Below are 18,316 nucleotides of genomic sequence, written 5' to 3' on the forward strand. Positions count from 1 at the left end.
TTCGAAGTTGACCATTGCCTGTCCAAAGCGAGCCTCCTATCATCAGCCCAACAAACAAGCGGCGACGGGGGCTTTCGGGCTTCGGGCTCGGGCATCCGGACGACACGCTCCAGCGTGGGAGAAACGTCATGGACGGTGTCCTTCGTCCGGCCGGCGCGTGCGCGCGGCGTCCGGCGCGGCGGTCGCTGCGGGGTGCGGCGCCATGAGCCTGCACGTCGCCTTCGACGGCATCACCAAGGAATTCGGGGCCGTGCGGGTGCTGCACGGCGTCAGCTTCGACCTCCAGCCCGGCCGCGTCCATGGGCTGCTGGGCGAGAACGGCGCCGGCAAGTCGACGCTGATGAAGATCCTCGCCGGCTACCACGCCCCCACCACCGGCACGCTGTCCATCGGCGGCGAACCCGTGCGCCTCGCCGGGTCCAGGGCCGCCGAGGAGCGCGGCATCGTCCTGATCCACCAGGAGCTCAACCTCGCCGACGACCTGACCGTCACCCAGAACATGTTCCTCGGCCACGAGCTGCGGCGCGGCTGGCTGCTCGACGAGCGCGCGATGCGCGAGCGGGCGGCCCACGCCCTGGCCCAGGTCGGCTTCGACGGCGACCCCGACGGCAAGGTCGGCGACCTGATCGTCGCCGAGAAGCAGCTGGTGGAGATCGCCAAGGCGCAGTTGCGCAACGCCCGCCTGCTGATCATGGACGAGCCGACCGCCAGCCTGACGCCCTCCGAATGCGAACGCCTGTTCGGCCTGATCGACCGGTTGCGGCGCGACGGCGTCACCGTCGTCTACATCTCCCACAAGCTGGACGAGGTCGAGCGGATCACCGACGAGGTGATCGTGATGCGCGACGGCCGCTTCGTCGCCCGCGCGCCCACGGCGGAAACATCGCGCCAGCGCATGGCGACGCTGATGGTCGGCCGCGAACTGACCGACATGTTCCCGGACAGGCAACCGCCGCAGCCCTCCGCCCGGCCGCTGCTGTCGGTGCGCGACGTCACCGTGCCCGGCTGGGCGGAGAACGTGAGCTTCGACCTCCAGCCCGGCGAGATCCTGGGCTTCGCCGGCTTGGTCGGCGCCGGCCGCACCGAACTGTTCGAGGGACTGCTGGGCCTGCGCCCGCGCAGCGGCGGCGGCATCGAGATCGACGGCCGGACGGTGCGGCTGCGCAACCCGCGCGAGGCCATGCGAAACGGCCTGACCTATCTGAGCGAGGACCGCAAGGGCAAGGGCCTGCATGTGGGGATGCGGCTGCGCGACAACCTGACCCTGATGACGCTGCCCCGCCACGCCCGCCCGCTGCTGTCGTCCCGCTCGGAGACCGACGCGCTCGACCGCGCCGTCGCCGATTTCGGCATCCGGGGCGACCCGCAGGGCGTCGCGGCGTCGCTGTCCGGCGGCAACCAGCAGAAGCTGGCCATCGCCAAGTTCCTGCAGCCCGACCCACGCGTCTTCGTGCTGGACGAGCCGACGCGCGGCGTCGACGTCGGCGCCAAGCGGGACATCTATTTCCTGATCGCGCGCTTGGCCGCCCAAGGGCGGGGCGTGATCGTGATTTCGTCGGAGCTGATCGAACTGATCGGGCTCTGCCACCGGGTGATCGTGATGCGCGGTCGCCGGGCGGTCGCCACCGTGCCCGCCGAACGGCTCAGCGAGGAGGAGTTGATTGCCCATGCCATCGGCACCCACACCCGTCACTGACACCCCCGGCGGGGCGGCCGCCGGAGGAACGGGGGCGCGCCGGCCGGTCCGGCGCTTCGACCCGCTGCTCTACGGGCCGTTCATCGGCCTGCTGCTTCTGCTCGCCGTCGGCACCGCGCTGAACCCGGACTTCGCGACCTGGGACAACTGGATGAACGTGCTGACGCGCACGGCCTTCATCGGCATCATCGCGATCGGCATGTGCTTCGTCATCATCTCCGGCGGCATCGACCTGTCGGTGGGGTCGATGGCGGCGCTGATCGCCGGCGCCACGATCCTGATGATGAACGCGCTGTCCGGCCTGCTCCTCTCGTCGGTCGCGGTGGTGGCGCTCGGCATGCTGTTCGCGGTGGCGCTCGGCGGCGGCTTCGGGCTGGCGCACGGCTATCTCATCACGCGGGGGCAGATCGAGCCCTTCATCGTCACGCTGGGCACGCTCGGCATCTTCCGCGCGGTGCTGACCTGGCTGGCCGACGGCGGCGCCATCACGCTGGACATGACCCTCTCCGACGTCTACGGCCCGGTCTATTACGGCAGCCTGCTGGGCATCCCGATCCCGGTCTGGATCTTCGCCCTGGCGGCGCTGGCCGGGGGGCTGCTGCTGAACCGCACGGCGTTCGGCCGCTACGTGCAGGCCATCGGGTCCAACGAGCAGGTGGCGCGCTTCGCCGCCGTCGACGTCGACCGGGTGAAGCTGCTGACCTACGGCCTGCTCGGCGTCTGCGTCGGCGTCGCCACCGTGCTCTACGTCCCCCGGCTCGGCTCGGCCTCGCCCACCACCGGCCTGCTGTGGGAGCTGGAGGCCATCGCCGCGGTGATCGTCGGCGGCACCTCCTTCAAGGGCGGCGCGGGGCGGATCGCCGGCACCGTGGTCGGCGCCATCCTGCTGTCGGTGATCAGCAACATCCTCAACCTCACCAGCGTCATCAGCGTCTACCTGAACGCGGCGGTCCAGGGCTGCGTCATCATCGCCGTCGCCTTCCTGCAGCGCCGGCGCCCCTGAGCCATCCCCCTGACACCTGTCATCAACAAGAACATTTCGAGGAGGAACGTCATGTCGGCATTTGCGAAACTCACCCGGCGCGCCGTGCTCGGCGGCGGCCTGGCGGCGGCGACGGCGCTGGGTCTGGGCGGCTCCGCCCTGGCGGCCGATGCGGTGAAGCTGGGCGTCAGCATCCCGGCGGCCACCCACGGCTTCACCGGCGGCATCGTCTGGTGGGCCAACGAGGCCAAGAAGGAGCTGGAGAAGGCCCACCCCAACCTGAAGATCACCGTCAAGACCGCCAGCGGCGCGCCGGAGCAGGCCAACCAGCTTCAGGATCTGGTGACGGTCACCAAGATCGACTCGCTGGTCATCTTCCCCTTCGAATCCGCCGCCCTGACCCAGCCGGTGGCTCAAGCCAAGAAGAAAGGCGTCTACGTCACCGTGGTCGACCGCGGCCTGACCGACCCGAGCGCGCAGGACGCCTACATCGCCGGCGACAACACCGCCTTCGGCCGCATCCCGGCCGAGCACATCGCCAAGACCTTCAACGGCAAGGCCAACGTCGTGGCCCTGCGTGGCATGCCCACCACGCTGGACAACGAGCGCTGGGACGCCTTCACCGCCGTGATGAAGCAGCACCCCGACATCAAGATCCTCGACGCCAAATACGCCAACTGGAACCGCGACGACGCCTTCAAGGTGACGCAGGACTTCCTGACCCGCTTCAAGGACATCGACGTCGTCTGGGCCGCCGACGACGACATGGCGTTCGGCGTGCTGAAGGCCATCGAGCAGGCCAAGCGCACCGACATCAAGGAGGTGTTCGGCGGCGCCGGCTCCAAGACCATGGTGAAGACCATCCTCGACGGCTCCAACCCGCTGATCCGGGCCGACGTCTCCTACTCGCCGAAGTTCATCTACGACGCGATCAAGATGACGGCCGAGGCCCGGCTGAAGGGGCAGGCGCTGCCGGCCACCCACATCATCCCGTCCGCCCTGATCACCAAGGAGAACGCCAAGGAGTTCTACTTCCCCGATTCGCCCTACTGACGCGCCGCCCCCTGCCCCTCCCGCCTCCGGCGGGACGGGGCGGGACGTTCCGCAAGCCTCCAACCCGGAATCCTCCCGATGAAGACGATCAAGGGCCCGGCGATCTTCCTCGCCCAGTTCGCCGGCGACACGGCGCCGTTCGACAGCCTGGACGGAATCGCCCGCTGGGCCGCCGGGCTCGGCTTCAAGGGCGTGCAGATCCCGAGCTGGGACCGCCGCCTGTTCGATCTGGAGAAGGCCGCGACCAGCCGCACCTACTGCGACGAGATCCAAGGCGTGCTGGCCGAGGCCGGCGTCGCGCTGACCGAGCTGTCGACCCACCTGCAAGGCCAGCTCGTCGCCGTGCACCCGGCCTACGACGCCCTCTTTGACGGCTTCGCCCCGCCGGAGTTGCACGGCCGGCCGCTGGCCCGGCAGGCCTGGGCGGTGGAACAGCTGCGGCTCGCCGCCCGCGCCTCGGCCAACCTCGGCCTGACGGCCCACGCCACCTTCTCGGGCGCGCTGGCCTGGCCCTACCTCTACCCCTGGCCGCAGCGCCCGCCCGGCCTGATCGAGACCGCCTTCGACGAGCTTGCCCGGCGCTGGCGCCCGATCCTGGACGCCTTCGACGAGGCCGGCTGCGACCTCTGCTACGAGATCCATCCCGGCGAGGACCTGTTCGACGGCACGACCTTCTCGATGTTCCTGGACCGCGTGGGCGGGCACCGGCGCTGCAACATCCTGTACGATCCCAGCCATTTCCTGCTCCAGCAGCTCGACTATCTCGGCTACATCGACGCCTTCCACGACCGCATCCAGATGTTCCACGTCAAGGACGCGGAGTTCAACCCGACCGCCCAACAGGGTGTCTATTCGGGCTATGCGCCCTGGAAGGACCGGGCCGGGCGCTTCCGTTCGCTGGGCGACGGGCAGGTCGATTTCGGCGGCATCTTCTCCAAGCTCACCCAGCACGGCTTCGACGGCTGGGCGGTGCTGGAGTGGGAGTGCTGCCTGAAGCATCCGGAGCAGGGCGCCGCCGAGGGCGCCCGCTTCATCCAGGATCACATCATCCGCGTCACCGACCGCGCCTTCGACGACTTCGCCGGGGCGGGAAGCGACGAGGCGGCGAACCGCCGCATCCTCGGACTGGCGTAAGGAAACGAGGGGCATCATGAGCCGGGATTCCGCATCCTCCACACCCCGCCCCACGGCGGCGCCCGTCGCCGCTCCCCCTGCCCGGCGCCGCCTGCGCCTGGGCATGGTCGGCGGCGGACAGGGCGCCTTCATCGGCGCCGTCCACCGCATCGCCGCGCGGCTGGACGACCGCTACGAGCTGGTCGCCGGCGCCCTGTCGTCGGACCCGGAGCGCGCGCGCGCCAGCGGGGCCGAGCTGTTTCTGGCGCCCGACCGCTGCTACACCGACTTCCGCGCCATGGCGACGGCCGAGGCCGCGCGGCCCGACGGCATCGACGTGGTGGCCATCGTCACCCCCAACCACCTGCATTTCCCGATGGTCCGCGCCTTCCTGGAGGCCGGCATCCACGTCATCTGCGACAAGCCGCTGGTCCACACCGTGGAGGAGGCCGAGGAACTGGTGGCGCTGGTGCGGCGGAGCGGCCTCGTCTTCGTGCTGACCCACAATTACAGCGGCTACCCGATGATCCGGCAGGCCCGCGCCATGGTCGCGGAGGGCGTGCTCGGCGCGCTGCGGGTGATCCAGGTCGAGTACGCGCAGGACTGGCTGGCGACGGCGGTGGAGCGGTCCGGCAACAAGCAGGCGGATTGGCGCACCGACCCGGCGCGCAGCGGGGTCGGCGGCTCCATCGGCGACATCGGCACCCACGCCTTCCACCTCGCCGAATTCGTGTCGGGGCTGCGCTGCACGGCGCTGGCCGCCGACCTCCAGAGCTTCGTTCCCGGCCGCCGGCTGGACGACAACGCACACATCCTGATGCGCTACGAGTCCGGCGTGCGCGGTACGCTGTGGGCGAGCCAAATCTGCACCGGCGCCACCAACGGACTGCGCCTGCGCCTCTTCGGCGAGGCCGGCGGGCTCGACTGGCATCAGGAGCAGCCCAACGAGCTGCGCTTCACCCCGCTGGGCGAGCCGTCCCGCATCATCCAGCGCGCCGGGCCGCAAAGCCTGCCCGCCGCCACGGAAATCTCGCGCCTGCCGGCCGGTCATCCGGAAGGCTATCTGGAAGGGTTCGCGCAGATCTACCGCGACGCCGCCGACCGGATCGCCGCCCGGCTGGAAGGCCGCCCGGCACCGGCCGAGGCGCCGCTGCCGACGGTGGAGGACGGGCTGCGCGGTGTCCGCTTCATGCACGCCGCCGTGGACTCGAGCCGGCGCGACGCCGCCTGGGTCGAGCTGCCGGTGACGGAGAGCCTGTCGTGAACGTCCAGGCAAGGAGGCAAACCGGCGCCGGGTCGGGAGACTGAACCGCGCCGGGTTTCCCGGAGGCCATTTGGATCGAGTCCCGCCGCGATGGCGACGCCCTGGGTTCGAGCATAAGAGCGGGCGGAATGTTGCCGATGGGGTCGAGGCGGCGCCGGATCCCCTCGGTCTTGTCGAGGCCGTTGATGGTCTCGGCCAAGGCGTTGCTGCTGCGCTGCCCCTTCGGGTTCGTAGGAGTCGCCGACCCTGCCGACCGACGGTTCGGCGCCGGCGTCGGTGAGACGCTCGGTGTACCGAATGGCAACGGATCGCGACCCGCGCTCGCTATGGTGAATGAGGCCGCTGCCCTTGGGCTGGCCGGCGATCGTGGAGCGCCTGCCCCAGGGCATCCAGGACGAAGCCGGCGTGCTCCGCCTGGGCGAAAGACGCCGATGTTTTGCGCAGGATCTCGTTCGCCTGGCGCAGTTCGCGGTTCTTCCGCTCCAGCGCCTTGCTCCGGCTCCCGCTCCCGCTCGTCCGTTGTTGCACCGGAGCGCTTGCCTTGGTCACTCGCGGCCTGCCGGAGCCAGCCCCGCAGCGTCTCCGCCATTGCCGCCGATCTCTTCGCCGCGATCGAAGCGATCGGCGGCAATGGCGAAGCGTGCTCGCTCTCGTGCTCGAATACCATCCGAACCGCGCGCCCGCGCATTTCAGGGCCGTAGTTGCGTGATGCCGCTTTCATCAGGATGACCCCACCCTCTCAAGGAGCGAGGCCTCCGACAAACCCGGGACGGTTCACATTACCGATCCATTAAGAAACAGTCACCGTTCTCTGCAAAGCTTCGAGCGTTTCGGTGAAAATATCGTCAAGGTCAACGACAAGACGACGCGCTTCTCCCAGTGAATCGGTGCTTTCGATTTCCATGGCCATGCCGCCAAGTCTCTTGGCTCCGATGTTCCAAGCTGCCCCTTTCAATGCATGCGCGACGCGGCGATAATTCATGTCGTTGCTGTCCAGCATATGCCGGAGCGTGACGAGTTGGTTCCTCGCGGATGTAGCAAACCCATTGAGCGCCTCTTGCCACCCATCCGCCTCCAGCAGAGCGGCGATGGAGTCGATCTGCTCCTGGTCGATGAGTTGGCTTGTGCCCGGCACGGAAGCCAATGGCTGATCCGTCAACACCATCCTTCCGGAAAGCGCGTCCGCCATGGCCTGCCACAAGGCGGGGGGACGGATGGGTTTCGTGAGGAAGCCGTTCATGCCGGCGGCTAGGCATTCCGATTGGGTGCCGCCCGAGGCTTGGGCGGTTAGCGCGATGATGGGAACCCGGCTGCCCCGGTTCGCAAGCCGGCGGATACGGCGCGTCGTTTCCAAGCCGTCCATTTCCGGCATCTGCACATCCATCAGCACCAAGTCGATGTCGGATTCCTCCACCGCCCGGAGCGCTTCCCGACCATTCGACGCCGTAAGGACGGTGTGGCCGCTCCGTTCGAGCAACCTCCTTATGATGTCCCGGTTGACGTCGTTGTCATCCACCGCGAGCACTCGCGAAGGAGGAAGCGTCGGCATCGTCGTTGCCGTCTCCACGCCAAGGCTCTTATCGACTCTCCTGCGCGAGACGGCGGGGAGGCACGCGACCGAGAATGCGAACACGCTTCCCTTCCCGAACTCGCTCCGGACATTGATGCCACCGCCCATCGCAGCGCAGAGTTCGCGGCAGATGGCGAGGCCCAGCCCGGTCCCACCATACCGTCGCGTGATGGAACTGTCGGCTTGGGTGAACCGATCGAACAGCGTCGAGGTCGCTTCGGGCCGAAGGCCGATGCCAGTGTCCTCCACCTCGAAACACAGGCCGAAGCGACCATCCTCCCGATCTTCGCCGCGCCACGCCCGCACGGTGACGTGGCCGGTCTCGGTGAACTTGACAGCGTTGCCGACCAAGTTGAAGAGGATCTGTCTCAGCCGCGCAACGTCAGTGACGACGGCGTCCGGAACGGAGGGCGCCAGACACACGGATAGAGCGATGCCCTTCTCCCGGGCTTCCGGCTGAAACACCTCAAGAACGGCTTCCGTGACCTGCGCCGGGATGCAGTCAGCCTCCTCGATCGTGATCCGACCGGCCTCCAGCTTCGAGAAATCCAGGATATCATCCAACAGCCGCAGCAGGCTCTCCGCCGAACGCCGAGCGACCGTGGCCAGATGACGCTCCTCAGGCGCCAGGTGACCGTCGCCGAGCAAGGTGAGCGTTCCGAGCACCCCATTCATCGGCGTGCGGATCTCGTGGCTGATGGTCGCCAGAAACTGGCTTTTCATGCGGTTGGCGTGCTCGGCGCTGTCCCGCGCCTGACGAAGGCTGTCCTCGATCTGCTTGGTCAAGGTAAGATCCCTGAGGATCCCGATGAAATATTCGCCGCCGTCGCTATGCCAACTGGACAGGGCGATCTCGACGGAGACGCTCGTCGCATCCTTCCGCTGGATCGTCAACTCGTGCCGGCCCAGGTCCGGCGTGGGACGGCCAACCACCGGACAGCCTTTCAGAAGGCCGCCTTGGCTGGAGCGATGAGGCTCGGGCAGCAGCATGGCGATGCTCTGTCCGACCACCTCCTCTTCCCGATAGCCGAAGAGATGCTCGGCCGATGGGTTGAAGCCGATGACGACGCCATCCTCGTCGGTGGTGACGATGGGCTGCCCGACCGCCTGAAACATGGCACGGTAGCGCTGTTCGCTGGCCGCCAGCGAGCGCTCGGCCTGATAGCGCTTGGTGATGTCGGTTCCGGAGCCACGGTAGCCTTCGAACTGTCCGGCTTCGTTGAAGAGCGGCTTCCCGCTGACCGACCAGATGCGTGCAATGCCGGATGGCTCGACGCAGGTGACCTCGAAATTGCGGAACGGGCGACGCTCGTCCAGACAGCGCTGATGTTCCTGCCAGATCGCCTCGTCGCCCGGCACGCGCAGGGCGATTTCATCCCGGCGGCGGCCGAGGAAAGCCGACTCGTCCAATGCCTGACCGTCGACGGGCCCTGAAGCGCTGGTGAAACGAAGATCGGTGTCCATTTCCCAGAACCAGTCGGATGCGGTTTCCGCGATGTCCCTCAGCTTCTGCTTGTTGACTTTCGAATGCCGGATGGCCTCGTCCAGCGCCGCTTTCACGCGCTCCTGGACACGGCTTTGCCACGTCACCAGACTGGCCAGGACGGCCAGCAGGATCGATGCGCCGGTGGCGCCGATGACGTAGGCCCGCTGCCGGGTCCAGGTTTCGGCCATGAAGTCGGCCTCGGCGAAGCCGGCGGTGACCACCAGCGGATAGGAGGCAAGGGCGCGGTAGCCGATCAGGCGGGTCACGCCGTCGACCGAACTGGTGCTGCGCAGGAAGCCTTCCGGCGCCTCCTGCGACGCCTTGTAGGCGGAAGAGGCGGAAACATCATGGCCGATGATGTCGTTGGTGAGAACGTTGCGTGCCCGCAGGATGCCGTCGCGCCCGAAGATGGCGATCGTGCCGCGCTCGCCGACATCGATGTCGTCGAAGGTCCGGCTGAAATAGAACGGGTCGAGCGAGGCGACGATGATGCCGCCGAACGCACCGTCCGGGGCGTCGACCTTGCGGCTCAACTGGATCGACCATTTGCCCGAGGCCCGCCCGAACACCGGACGGCTGATGAACAGGCCGTTGACCGTGCCTTCCTTGTGGACCCGGAAATGGTCCCGGTCGGACAAATTCACCTTGGCTGGAGCCCCGTCGATGCTGGTCTGGATCAGGTCGCCGTTGCGATCCACGTGCGCCAGTTGGAGCAACAGGTCCGAGTCCAGGGAGGCGCTCTCCATCAGATCACGCAGCAGCGCGTTGTCGTTGCGCAGGCGCTGCAGATCGTAGCCGACGACATGAAGCATGCGGTCGGCGCTGGAAATGGCGCGGGTGGTCTGCTCGGCGATGATCCGGGCCAGATTGGCGGTGTCCCTCTCGGCCCGTTGCATGGCGTCGCGCTGATCCCGTTCGGACAGCATCCAGGCCGCCCACCAAGTTGAGGCTCCAAGGAAGACGGTCGCCAGCCACACCAGCACGATCAGCGTCTTGGAACGCGCCAGATAGGCGGCGGAGCCATTCCGATTGGCGGTTGGCGGCAGCACGGAGCGGATGGAAGCCGATACTGAGAGGGGAGGCGTGCTCGACATGGGGGCTGTCCGGTGTTGGTGCCGCGTTACGCGGAAAGGAAACCCTGGAGGGTTGCGACCTGTGCCGCTTCGGCGAGTCGATCCGGGATGGCCTGGAAGGTTTCGACCACGGCGCTCCATTGCGCCACGAAAGCGGCGACGCAGGATGGATCGAAGTGGCTGCCGCTGTTGGCGATCAGGAAGGCCCGGGCCTCCTCCAGCGACCAGGCGGGTTTGTAGGCGCGCGCCGAGGTCAGGGCATCGAACACGTCGGCGACGGCGACGATGCGGGCCGGCAAGGGGATGGCGGTTCCGCTCAGCCCTCTGGGATAGCCGGTGCCGTCGAACTTCTCATGATGGGCATGGGCGATCTCGGCCGCCATTTCGATCAGTTTGTGCGCGCTGCCGCGCAGGATGTCATGGCCGATGGCGGGGTGCTGCCTCATCACCAGCATCTCGGGGCCGCTCAGCCGGCCCGGCTTGAGCAGGATGGCGTCGGGAATGCCGATCTTTCCAATATCGTGCATCGGGGCCGCCTGGACGATCTGGTTGCACTCGTCCTCGTCGATGCCCAGTCCTCTGGCGATCAGGCCCGCATAACCGGCCATTCTTTCAAGATGCCCGCCGGTTTCCGGATCTCGGAACTCGGCGGCATGGGCGAGTCGGGTGACCAACTCCTGGGCCTGCTGGCGCAGCAAGGCCGTGGCATCATCGACCTGGACGCGAAGCATGGCCGCCTGATCATTCAGCAGGCGCTGTCCAGTCCGCAGCCGCAGGAGGTTCTGCGCCCGAACCAGAAGCTCCGGAACAATGATGGGTTTGGTCAGGAAATCGGTGCATCCGCGCTCCAAGGCGGCGACTCGCAAGGAGACCGAGGTTTCTGCGGTGATCATTACCACCGGGACTTCGGCCAGATGGGGCCATGACCGGATGCGCTCCAGCATCTCAAGACCATCGAGGGCGGGCATGATCTGGTCGATCAGGATCAGGTCTGGGTTGTTTTCCTTCAGCCAGTCGAGAGCCTCGACGGGGTTGGCGATGGCAACCGGATCGGCGCCGTCGATGCGGCGGAGGACGCAGCTTGCGATGTGCAGAGCCGTCGGGTCGTCATCGACCAGCAGGACTTTCATAATCGGGCTCGCCTTTTCGTCGTGAAGGATCAGACACCATGCCTTCGAAGCGTCCATCGGGCCTGTCAGAGGCCATGATGGCGCACAGAGTGGCATTTCATGGTTGACGAATCCTTGCAACGGCGATTGGTGATTGCACCAATGCGGCTTCCATGTTCAAAAAATTCGCAATATAATTTCAGGATATTATAAAATTATTCAAAGTCTCGGCAATAATTATTGTCAGCGTTCACATGATTACTCTTGAGCGGAACACGGTCCCGAGAGTCTGAACTGAACTGCCCTGGGTTTGTCGAAGGCCCCGCTTCTTGAGAGAATGGGGGCATCATGACGAAGGCGGCATCACGCAAATACGCTCCGGAAGTCCGCGAACACGCGGTACGAATGGTGTTCGAGCATGAGAGCGAGCACGCTTCGCCGTGGGCGGCCGGTTCGATCGCGGCGAAGATCGGCTGCAATGGCGGAGACGTAGCGGGGCTGGGTCCGGCAGGCCGAGCGCGAACAAGGCAAGCAGCCCGGCCCCGCTCACGCCGCCCGGCGAGCCGATCCGTCCAAGGTGCCGGCCCGTTTGCGAAGCGGCGCGGAGCTGAAGGGGGCTATCCGACGGGTCTGGGATGCGGCCCACGGCCGGCCTCGTCCTGAATGCGCTCGACCAAGCGCTCCACGACCGCCGTCCGGCCAAGGGCAGCGGCCTCATTCCCCATGGCGACCGCGGGTCGCGATCCGTTGCCATCCGGTACACCGAGCGTCCCACCGAGGCCGAAGCGCGCTCTTATGCTCGAACCGAGGGCGTCGCCATCGCGGCGTGACTCGATCCAAATGGCCTCCGGGAAACCCGGGGCGGTTCAGTTCCTGCGCGTCGTATTCCTGTGCGTCGTCAGGGATTGCCGTCGACATCCTTCAACCATTTTTTCGCCGCCGCCGCGATCAGCGCCGGATAGGCCGGCATCTCGGGGCCGATCAGCGGCAGGGCGAACTCGTCGACGATGCGGGCAAGACCGGCCGCATCCAGCGGGTCCAGCCCCAGCTCGTTGGCCCGGCGGGCGATATCCATCTCCTGGCCCCAGAAATAGACACGCCTGGCCCCGGTGTTGGCGGCCATGCGCTGGACCTGGGCCACCCTGCCCTCGACATTCAGCGGCATCCAGATATCGGCCAGCAGCGTGTCCGCCGGGGCGGCGGGCGTGTAGGACATCGCGTCGCCCTCGATCACCGAAATCTTCGCCGCCGCCTCGGGCGGCAGTTGGGCGAAGATGCCGAGTTCATCGATCAGCCCGATGATTTCCGGGTCCCGCTCGACGACGGTGACCCGTGTCACCTCCGGGCGCAAGGCGGTATTGGCCGCCGCCCAGCCCATGCCGAGCCCCATCACCACCGTGTCTCCGACCGCGGCGCGGCATCCCAGCTCCTGGCTTTCGACCTCCCGGGCCGACAGCGACATCCAGGTGCTGGAGCGCCCGTCGGCCTCCTTGCGCGCCAGGACTGCCATGTTCTGGATGAGGACGCCGCCGCTCCAGTAACCGGCGCCGAGATTGAGCGGCGACACCGACAGGAACCAGTTGGCGCCCTCGCGCGGCTGGTAGGACGGCATGAACAGGTCGGTCTGGAACAGGGTGGGCATGGACGCGGGGGTAGAGGTCTGGGACATCGATGTCTCTCGTGGTCAAGGATTGCTGCATGGCTCAAGCAGGTCCGCCGCCCGGCGCTCGGCCAGGGCATGCAGATCCCGTTCAACCGCGTCGAACACCGGCTCCCAATCCTCCTCGGGACCCTGGCGGTAGAGGCGCATCGACGGGTACCAGGGGGTCGTCGCACCGGACATGCCGTAGATCCAGTAGGGCACATGCTGGATCAGGGTCCACACCGGGGTGCCGAGCGAACCGGCGAGATGGGCGACCGAACTGTCGGTCATGATGACCAGATCCAACTGCTCCACCACCGCTGCCGTATCGGCGAAATCCTCCAGCTCCGGCCCCAGCGCCGTGATCGGCGTGCCGGAAGGAAGGGCGCTCAGCTCCTCTTCCGGCGGCCCCTTCTGCAGGCTGTAGAGGCAGACCTCGGGGATCCTGGCAAAACGCAGGAAGCGCTTCAGCGAAGTGGCGCGGATCGCGTTGTCGGCGAAGGCGTCGCTTCCCGACCAGACGATGCCGACCTTCAGCCCCCCGCCATCCGCCCCCAGCAGCCGCGCGGCCTTGGCCCGCGCCTCGTCCGGGACGGTCAGGCGCACCGGCGGCGGCACGCTGTCGATGGTGGTGCCGAAGCGCAGCGGCAGGCTCATGATCGAGGTGTGGACGTGGTAGATCGGCGTCGGCGCCGCGTCCTTCGCGATGAAGGCGTCCACCCCCTCCATCGCCGCGAACAGGCGGCGCAGCTCGTCGCGAAGCTCCACGATCACGCGCCGGACGCCCCGCGCCTTCAGCATCGGCAGGTAGCGGGCCATCAGCAGCGTGTCGCCGAAGCCCTGCTCCAGCGTCACCATGACGAAGCGCCCGTCCAGCGGCTCGCCGGCCCAGCGCGGCCCCTGGTGGATGCGGTAATGGTATTCCCGGAGCCAGTAGCGCGTCTCGTAATCGGCGAAGCCCTGCGCATAGTCGCCCTGGTGCAGACGGACCTGCGCCCGCCCCCAGGCCAGGCTGGGATTGTCCGGCTGCAGACGGACCAGCCGCTCCAGCACCGTGAGGTCGGTCGCGAAATCGCCCGACTTGTACAGCGCCGCGCTCAGGTTGAGACAGGCGGTCGGGTGGTCGGGGGCGAGCGCCACCGCCACGCGGGCGCAGGCGATGGCCCGGACGTGCCGGCCCGTCGCCGTCGAAATGAGGGCCAGATTGTTCCAGACCACGGCATGGTCGGGCGCCGCGGCCAGGGCACGGCGGTAATGCAGGATGGCCGCCTCGCGCTCGCCCTCCTGGTTCAGCAGGACGCCCAGCGAGTTCAAGCCGTCGGAATCGCCGGGATGCTCGGCCAGGAACCGCTTGACCTCCGCGAGGGTGGGCTGCGGCTGCGGCGGTTGCATGGTCATGGGTTCACACATCCCGATGCTGCTCCGGTTCGGGCAGGGCGGCCGCCAGGGCGATCCACGGGTCGTCCGCAGGGCCGTCGAGGAAGGCGACCGCCAGCCGTTCCGCCGCCGCCAGCGGATCGCCGGCCGGCAAGCGGGCGAGGCTGCCGTCGGCCAAGCCGTAAAGCGCCGCTCCACCGTCCGACAGGGCCGATTGGCGCCGGGCGACACGGTCGGGATAGGCGAGCGCCAGCAAGTCCCCGATCCGGTCGCAGCCGCTGCGCTCCACCGGCTGGTGGATGCCGATCCGCCACCGCCAAGCCTGCGCGCGTTCCAGGATCGGCCATTCCCGATCCGGAGCGCAGTCCCCCCCGCCTTCCTCGGCGAGCAGCCGGTCGACCCGTCCCCGCAGGTCGGTGCCGTCCCCGCCGCAGGGATGGTCCGGTTCCGCCAGCAGCGCGGCCACCGTGCAGGCGAGCCCGCCCAAGCCGATTTCCGCCCCGCACAGGATCAGCCGGGCCAACCGGGGATGCAGGCCGAGCCGGACCATGCGCTGCCCCAGCGGGGTGATCGCCCCGTCGGCGCCGACCGCTCCCAGCAGGGCGAGCAGGGAGGATGCATGGGTGCCGTCCGGCAGGACATCGGTGTCCTTTTCCCCCCAGGCGGCCAGTTCCAGGGCCAGCTCCAGCGGCGGCGGCTCGGGGGCGGGCGGTTCCGGCAAAACACCGGGCGGTGAAAGACGGTAGCAGACCCCCGGCTCCCGCCGGCCGGCGGCGATGGCCCGGCGCTGCGCCGCGTCGCGGCCGGAGGGCCGCGCGACCGGATAGGCCATGCCGCGGCGGCGGTCGTGGCGCGGCAGCCGGGTCAGGCCACAATCCACCACGATGCGGACATCGGCGATCCCGAGCCCCGCCTCGGCCGACGGTGTGGCCAGCACCAGCTTGCGCCGGCCGGGCGGTGCCGGGGCGATGGCGGCCGTCAAGTCGGACGCCGCCTCGTCGTCCAGGGCGAGGAGAAGGATGTCCGGACCGACCTCCTCCGCCCCCCGGAGCAGGGCGGCGACCCGGCGGACCGCACCGCCATCGGGCAGGACCGCCAGCACGCCGCCGCGCTCCTCCCGCAGGGCACGCCGGACCACCGCCGCCATTGCCACTTCCACTGCGGCGCCTGGGGCGGTGCCTGGGGCAAGAGCGTCGAGGGGACGGATCTCCACCGGGAAGCCGGCTCCGGCACAGCTCACCACGGGGACCGGACCGGCCGCGCCCCCCAGCAGGGAGGCCAGGGAAGCCGCCGGGGAAGCATCCGCCATCGGCTCCGTCATTCCCAGCAGCAGGGTGCGGCCGCACAGCGCCTCGCGGGCCTCCTGCGCGAAGGCGGCACCCAACAGGCCGTCACCCGGGAACCCATCGGTGCGCTGTCCGTCGAGGCCATCGAACAACACCGCGCCGACGTCGGCCAACTCGGGGGAGTCCTGGATGCGGCGCAGGAACACGGCGGCGGGGAGCAGATCGATCCGCGTGCGGGGACTGGTCACGCTGCCCGACAGGGTGTGGAAGCCGACGGTGCAGCCGGGTTCCTCTCCCAGCAGGGCGGCCATCCGCAAGCAGGCGGCGCGGGCGGCCAGCCCGTCGGCGGTCACCACGACGATTCGGTGGCCGGGCAGCCAGGGCTGCTCCAGCAGGACCGGGGGGACCCGCACCGTCTTGCCGGCGCCCGGCGGCGCCTGGAGCACCGCGCCGCCATGCCGGCGCAGGGCATCGAGCAGGCCGGGCAGGGCGGCGTCGATGGGAAACCGGGGTGGGGAGGACGGGGGAATCACATCAGCAACCGGGCGATTCGGGCGGGCGGTCAGGCCGCCGCGCCCGGAGAGGCATGCATGCCGGGAGGGGCAAATCCGGCAAGCGGGTCGGCGGTCACCGGGATCGCGCTGAGGGCCGCGTGCAGCGGATGGCCTGCCGGAGCCCAGGCCATGTGGAAATGCGGGGGATCGACGGCGGTGACGCGGAAGCCCAGCCGTTCGTAGACCTGCCGACCGTGCGAGCCGACGATCGGGGTGGACAGCGTGATCGGTGCCAGCATGTTGGCCGCCGCCGCCTGGATGCCGCGCAGCACGTCGGAGCCGATGCCCTTGCCCCGCGCCCTGGCCAGGATCTGGAGTTCCGACACCCGCCAGTCGGACCGGCCGAGATCGATCACCAGCCGGCCCACCCGGTCGCCGGACTTCTCGATGACGAGATCGACATGCTCGGGATAGATCGCCTCCTGCCCGGCGCGCATCGCCTTGTACTGCTGTTCGTACAGGCTGCGCAGGAAGTCGCGGTCGCCTTCCGCCCAGGACAGCCAGGGCCGGGCTTCGATGAACAGCTCCAGCAGGAAGGTCTCGTCGGACGGTGTGACGAAGCGAAGCGACAGGTTGCCCGGCAGGGCGAAGGATCCGGCGAAACCAGCCATGCGTCGGCAGTCCCTTGATTGAGGGCGTTCGCCCTGCCCCGCCCGACAAGGGACGGGACAGGGCGAACCGTGTCAGTTGAAGATGATCTGGAACCGCGCCACGTCGGGGCCGGAGGCGGCGGAGACGACCCGCTCGACATACAGCGGCCCGACGCTGCCCATCACCGGGTGGGTGATCGTGAACGAGGCGCCGTTGAAATGCGGCACCCCGTCCGCCGGGCATTCCAGGATCAGGTCGAAGGCCGTCCTGGCGGCCCCGCGCATGGTGTTGCGCGGGTATTCCGTGGAAACGACCAGCGTCGCGGCGATCTCCAACCCCTCTTCCGACACCAGCGTGAAGACGCTGTTCAGATGGGGGGTGAAGTCGGCGGACGAGAGGGAGCGCAGATCGGTCACGGGCGGTCCGGGTACAGGCCGTTCATGGCGATGATGAAGCTCATCGCCAGATAGGGCTGCATGGTCGAGAAGGGGAGGCCGCTACCGGTCGGGCCGATCGACACGATGCCGCCGGTGATGCCGCCGCCGCCGCCGCTCACCGGCAGGGTGACCGTGCCGGTGGCGCTGCCGGTGATGCTGCCGCCGCTCACGGTGAGGGTGGCATCCGTGTTCTGCAGGGGTACATCCGAGGCGTTGGGCGTGTAGAAGGTCGCCGAACTGGCGGAGACCCGGCCGATGGCATTGTTGGTGGCGTTCGGGAGGTTGACGCCACCCGATATCTGGGTCGACAGGGCCTTCGGCGCGATCGTGCCGGTGGCCTGAGCGCCGGAGAGGCTGCCCGCAACCGACAGGGTCACCGATCCGCTCGCCGACGCCGGGGTGCCGGAGCCACCGCCGGTGCCGGTGAAGCTGGCACTGTGGGTGTGGGCGGGCATGTTCGTCAGCGACAGGGTCGTCGCCTGCGTGCCGCCGGCGTTGCCCAGGGTGTATTGGGTCGCGTTCAGGATGCCGGTGCCGATCGGCGTACGGCCCTGAAGGTTCGGCAGGTTGAAGTTCGAGCTGCCGTTACCGCCGAACGTGAAGCCCATCAGCGAGTAGAGAGCCTCGTACTGCTGGACGGTCACAAGCTGGCCTTGGCAGAGCTGGTAATTCATCGGAGCCCAGTTCCAAGGCACCATGAAAATCATACCGATCATCGGATCCATAAAAAATCTCCTCCTTTGCAGCGAGCTTTCCTGCCGCGCACAATTGATTGACGACACTCTACGGTTGAAATTCGTAGAGATAGAATTTACATATCAAACATATTCTGTTAAGTCTATTCATTGCAACAATTTCTCGTATGATTTGCATTTCCGTCACAATAACGGATTGTCTTCCCGGATAATTTTTGAAGCGGCTGCCTTGAGAAACCACATACCTCGTAGGGTTTGGCTGTCCCGCCGCAATACATCCGTATGATTGGCGGGGTTGAAGGCGAAGCGTATCGGCAGGATAGGAAAACGTCCAAGCTCCGTCATCCTATCGCTGAAGCCGGATGATGCAAGACATCTCATCTGTTGA

The 18,316-nt window shown here is 67.8% G+C and carries 13 protein-coding genes and 4 pseudogenes; 7 read left to right on the plus strand and 10 right to left on the minus strand.

Annotated features, from left to right (window positions below; all coding sequences use genetic code 11):
* The first annotated feature begins 202 nt into the window (after window positions 1–202).
* The 5 genes from EJ913_RS17875 to EJ913_RS17895 all read left to right on the plus strand — a co-directional run bounded on the left by EJ913_RS17875 (window position 203) and on the right by EJ913_RS17895 (window position 6,108).
* Window positions 203–1,696 carry a sugar ABC transporter ATP-binding protein gene (locus EJ913_RS17875; protein WP_127000313.1) on the plus strand — a complete coding sequence of 498 codons (1,494 nt, stop codon included), beginning with the start codon at window positions 203–205 and terminating at the stop codon, window positions 1,694–1,696.
* Complete coding sequence (locus tag EJ913_RS17880) at window positions 1,668–2,699, plus strand: ABC transporter permease (protein ID WP_127000315.1); 1,032 nt, start codon at window positions 1,668–1,670, stop codon at window positions 2,697–2,699. Before EJ913_RS17875 ends, EJ913_RS17880 begins: the two co-directional genes overlap by 29 nt.
* Before the next feature lie 51 nt (window positions 2,700–2,750).
* Window positions 2,751–3,731 carry a substrate-binding domain-containing protein gene (locus EJ913_RS17885; protein WP_127000317.1) on the plus strand — a complete coding sequence of 327 codons (981 nt, stop codon included), beginning with the start codon at window positions 2,751–2,753 and terminating at the stop codon, window positions 3,729–3,731.
* Between the two features lie 78 nt (window positions 3,732–3,809).
* Window positions 3,810–4,865 (plus strand): sugar phosphate isomerase/epimerase family protein, encoded by a 1,056-nt coding sequence (locus tag EJ913_RS17890; protein WP_127000319.1) that lies wholly within the window; start codon window positions 3,810–3,812, stop codon window positions 4,863–4,865.
* A 16-nt stretch (window positions 4,866–4,881) separates the two neighbouring features.
* Window positions 4,882–6,108, plus strand: a complete 1,227-nt coding sequence (locus EJ913_RS17895; RefSeq protein ID WP_127000321.1) for a Gfo/Idh/MocA family protein — start codon at window positions 4,882–4,884, stop codon at window positions 6,106–6,108.
* Here the strand turns inward: EJ913_RS17895 and EJ913_RS33240 are convergent.
* The 4 genes and pseudogenes from EJ913_RS33240 to EJ913_RS17910 form a co-directional block, all read right to left on the minus strand.
* Window positions 6,032–6,516, minus strand: a pseudogene (locus EJ913_RS33240) (hypothetical protein); the annotation flags it as partial. The gene EJ913_RS17895 and the pseudogene EJ913_RS33240 overlap by 77 nt on opposite strands.
* Window positions 6,512–6,829 (minus strand): annotated as a pseudogene (locus EJ913_RS33355) (transposase); the annotation flags it as partial. The pseudogenes EJ913_RS33355 and EJ913_RS33240, both read right to left, overlap by 5 nt.
* Window positions 6,830–6,898: 69 nt before the next feature.
* Entirely contained in the window at window positions 6,899–10,258 is a 3,360-nt protein-coding gene (locus EJ913_RS17905) for a response regulator (RefSeq protein ID WP_127000323.1), read from the minus strand.
* Window positions 10,259–10,284: 26 nt separating this feature from the next.
* A complete protein-coding gene (locus EJ913_RS17910) occupies window positions 10,285–11,367 on the minus strand; it encodes an HD-GYP domain-containing protein (protein ID WP_127000325.1) in 1,083 nt (360 codons plus the stop codon).
* A gap of 327 nt (window positions 11,368–11,694) precedes the next feature.
* Between EJ913_RS17910 and EJ913_RS32155 the strand changes: the two are divergent.
* Window positions 11,695–11,826: pseudogene (locus tag EJ913_RS32155) on the plus strand (IS3 family transposase); the annotation flags it as partial.
* 167 nt (window positions 11,827–11,993) lie between these two features.
* A pseudogene (locus EJ913_RS32600) lies at window positions 11,994–12,128 on the plus strand (IS3 family transposase); the annotation flags it as partial.
* A 116-nt stretch (window positions 12,129–12,244) separates the two neighbouring features.
* On the opposite strand, the gene EJ913_RS17920 reads toward EJ913_RS32600, so the two are convergent.
* The 6 genes from EJ913_RS17920 to EJ913_RS17945 form a co-directional block, all read right to left on the minus strand.
* Window positions 12,245–13,015: a hypothetical protein gene (locus tag EJ913_RS17920; protein ID WP_127000327.1), complete on the minus strand. Its 771-nt coding sequence runs from the start codon at window positions 13,013–13,015 to the stop codon at window positions 12,245–12,247.
* A 15-nt stretch (window positions 13,016–13,030) separates the two neighbouring features.
* Window positions 13,031–14,386 carry a tetratricopeptide repeat protein gene (locus EJ913_RS17925; RefSeq protein WP_127000329.1) on the minus strand — a complete coding sequence of 452 codons (1,356 nt, stop codon included), beginning with the start codon at window positions 14,384–14,386 and terminating at the stop codon, window positions 13,031–13,033.
* Window positions 14,387–14,390: 4 nt separating this feature from the next.
* Window positions 14,391–16,184, minus strand: a complete 1,794-nt coding sequence (locus EJ913_RS17930; RefSeq protein WP_127000331.1) for a DEAD/DEAH box helicase — start codon at window positions 16,182–16,184, stop codon at window positions 14,391–14,393.
* A gap of 29 nt (window positions 16,185–16,213) precedes the next feature.
* Window positions 16,214–16,816 (minus strand): GNAT family N-acetyltransferase, encoded by a 603-nt coding sequence (locus tag EJ913_RS17935; RefSeq protein ID WP_127000333.1) that lies wholly within the window; start codon window positions 16,814–16,816, stop codon window positions 16,214–16,216.
* A 72-nt stretch (window positions 16,817–16,888) separates the two neighbouring features.
* Complete coding sequence (locus EJ913_RS17940; RefSeq protein WP_127000335.1) at window positions 16,889–17,212, minus strand: DUF6916 family protein; 324 nt, start codon at window positions 17,210–17,212, stop codon at window positions 16,889–16,891.
* The gene (locus EJ913_RS17945; RefSeq protein WP_238519598.1) at window positions 17,209–17,958 is read right to left on the minus strand and encodes a phage tail protein; all 750 of its coding nucleotides are present in this window, start codon (window positions 17,956–17,958) and stop codon (window positions 17,209–17,211) included. The genes EJ913_RS17940 and EJ913_RS17945 overlap by 4 nt, the downstream gene beginning before the upstream one ends.
* Between the last annotated feature and the right edge of the window lie 358 nt (window positions 17,959–18,316).

The organism is Azospirillum doebereinerae (assembly GCF_003989665.1).
Taxonomy (GTDB): Bacteria; Pseudomonadota; Alphaproteobacteria; order Azospirillales; family Azospirillaceae; genus Azospirillum; species Azospirillum doebereinerae.

What these genes read in the sequence shown, in the direction of transcription:
- EJ913_RS17875 (WP_127000313.1), top strand. Translation starts at nt 203, where the DNA reads ATGAGCCTGCACGTCGCCTTCGACGGCATCACCAAGGAATTCGGGGCC.
- EJ913_RS17880 (WP_127000315.1), top strand. Translation starts at nt 1,668, where the DNA reads ATGCCATCGGCACCCACACCCGTCACTGACACCCCCGGCGGGGCGGCC.
- EJ913_RS17885 (WP_127000317.1), top strand. Translation starts at nt 2,751, where the DNA reads ATGTCGGCATTTGCGAAACTCACCCGGCGCGCCGTGCTCGGCGGCGGC.
- EJ913_RS17890 (WP_127000319.1), top strand. Translation starts at nt 3,810, where the DNA reads ATGAAGACGATCAAGGGCCCGGCGATCTTCCTCGCCCAGTTCGCCGGC.
- EJ913_RS17895 (WP_127000321.1), top strand. Translation starts at nt 4,882, where the DNA reads ATGAGCCGGGATTCCGCATCCTCCACACCCCGCCCCACGGCGGCGCCC.
- EJ913_RS17905 (WP_127000323.1), bottom strand. Translation starts at nt 10,258, where the DNA reads ATGTCGAGCACGCCTCCCCTCTCAGTATCGGCTTCCATCCGCTCCGTG.
- EJ913_RS17910 (WP_127000325.1), bottom strand. Translation starts at nt 11,367, where the DNA reads ATGAAAGTCCTGCTGGTCGATGACGACCCGACGGCTCTGCACATCGCA.
- EJ913_RS17920 (WP_127000327.1), bottom strand. Translation starts at nt 13,015, where the DNA reads ATGTCCCAGACCTCTACCCCCGCGTCCATGCCCACCCTGTTCCAGACC.
- EJ913_RS17925 (WP_127000329.1), bottom strand. Translation starts at nt 14,386, where the DNA reads ATGACCATGCAACCGCCGCAGCCGCAGCCCACCCTCGCGGAGGTCAAG.
- EJ913_RS17935 (WP_127000333.1), bottom strand. Translation starts at nt 16,816, where the DNA reads ATGGCTGGTTTCGCCGGATCCTTCGCCCTGCCGGGCAACCTGTCGCTT.
- EJ913_RS17945 (WP_238519598.1), bottom strand. Translation starts at nt 17,958, where the DNA reads ATGGATCCGATGATCGGTATGATTTTCATGGTGCCTTGGAACTGGGCT.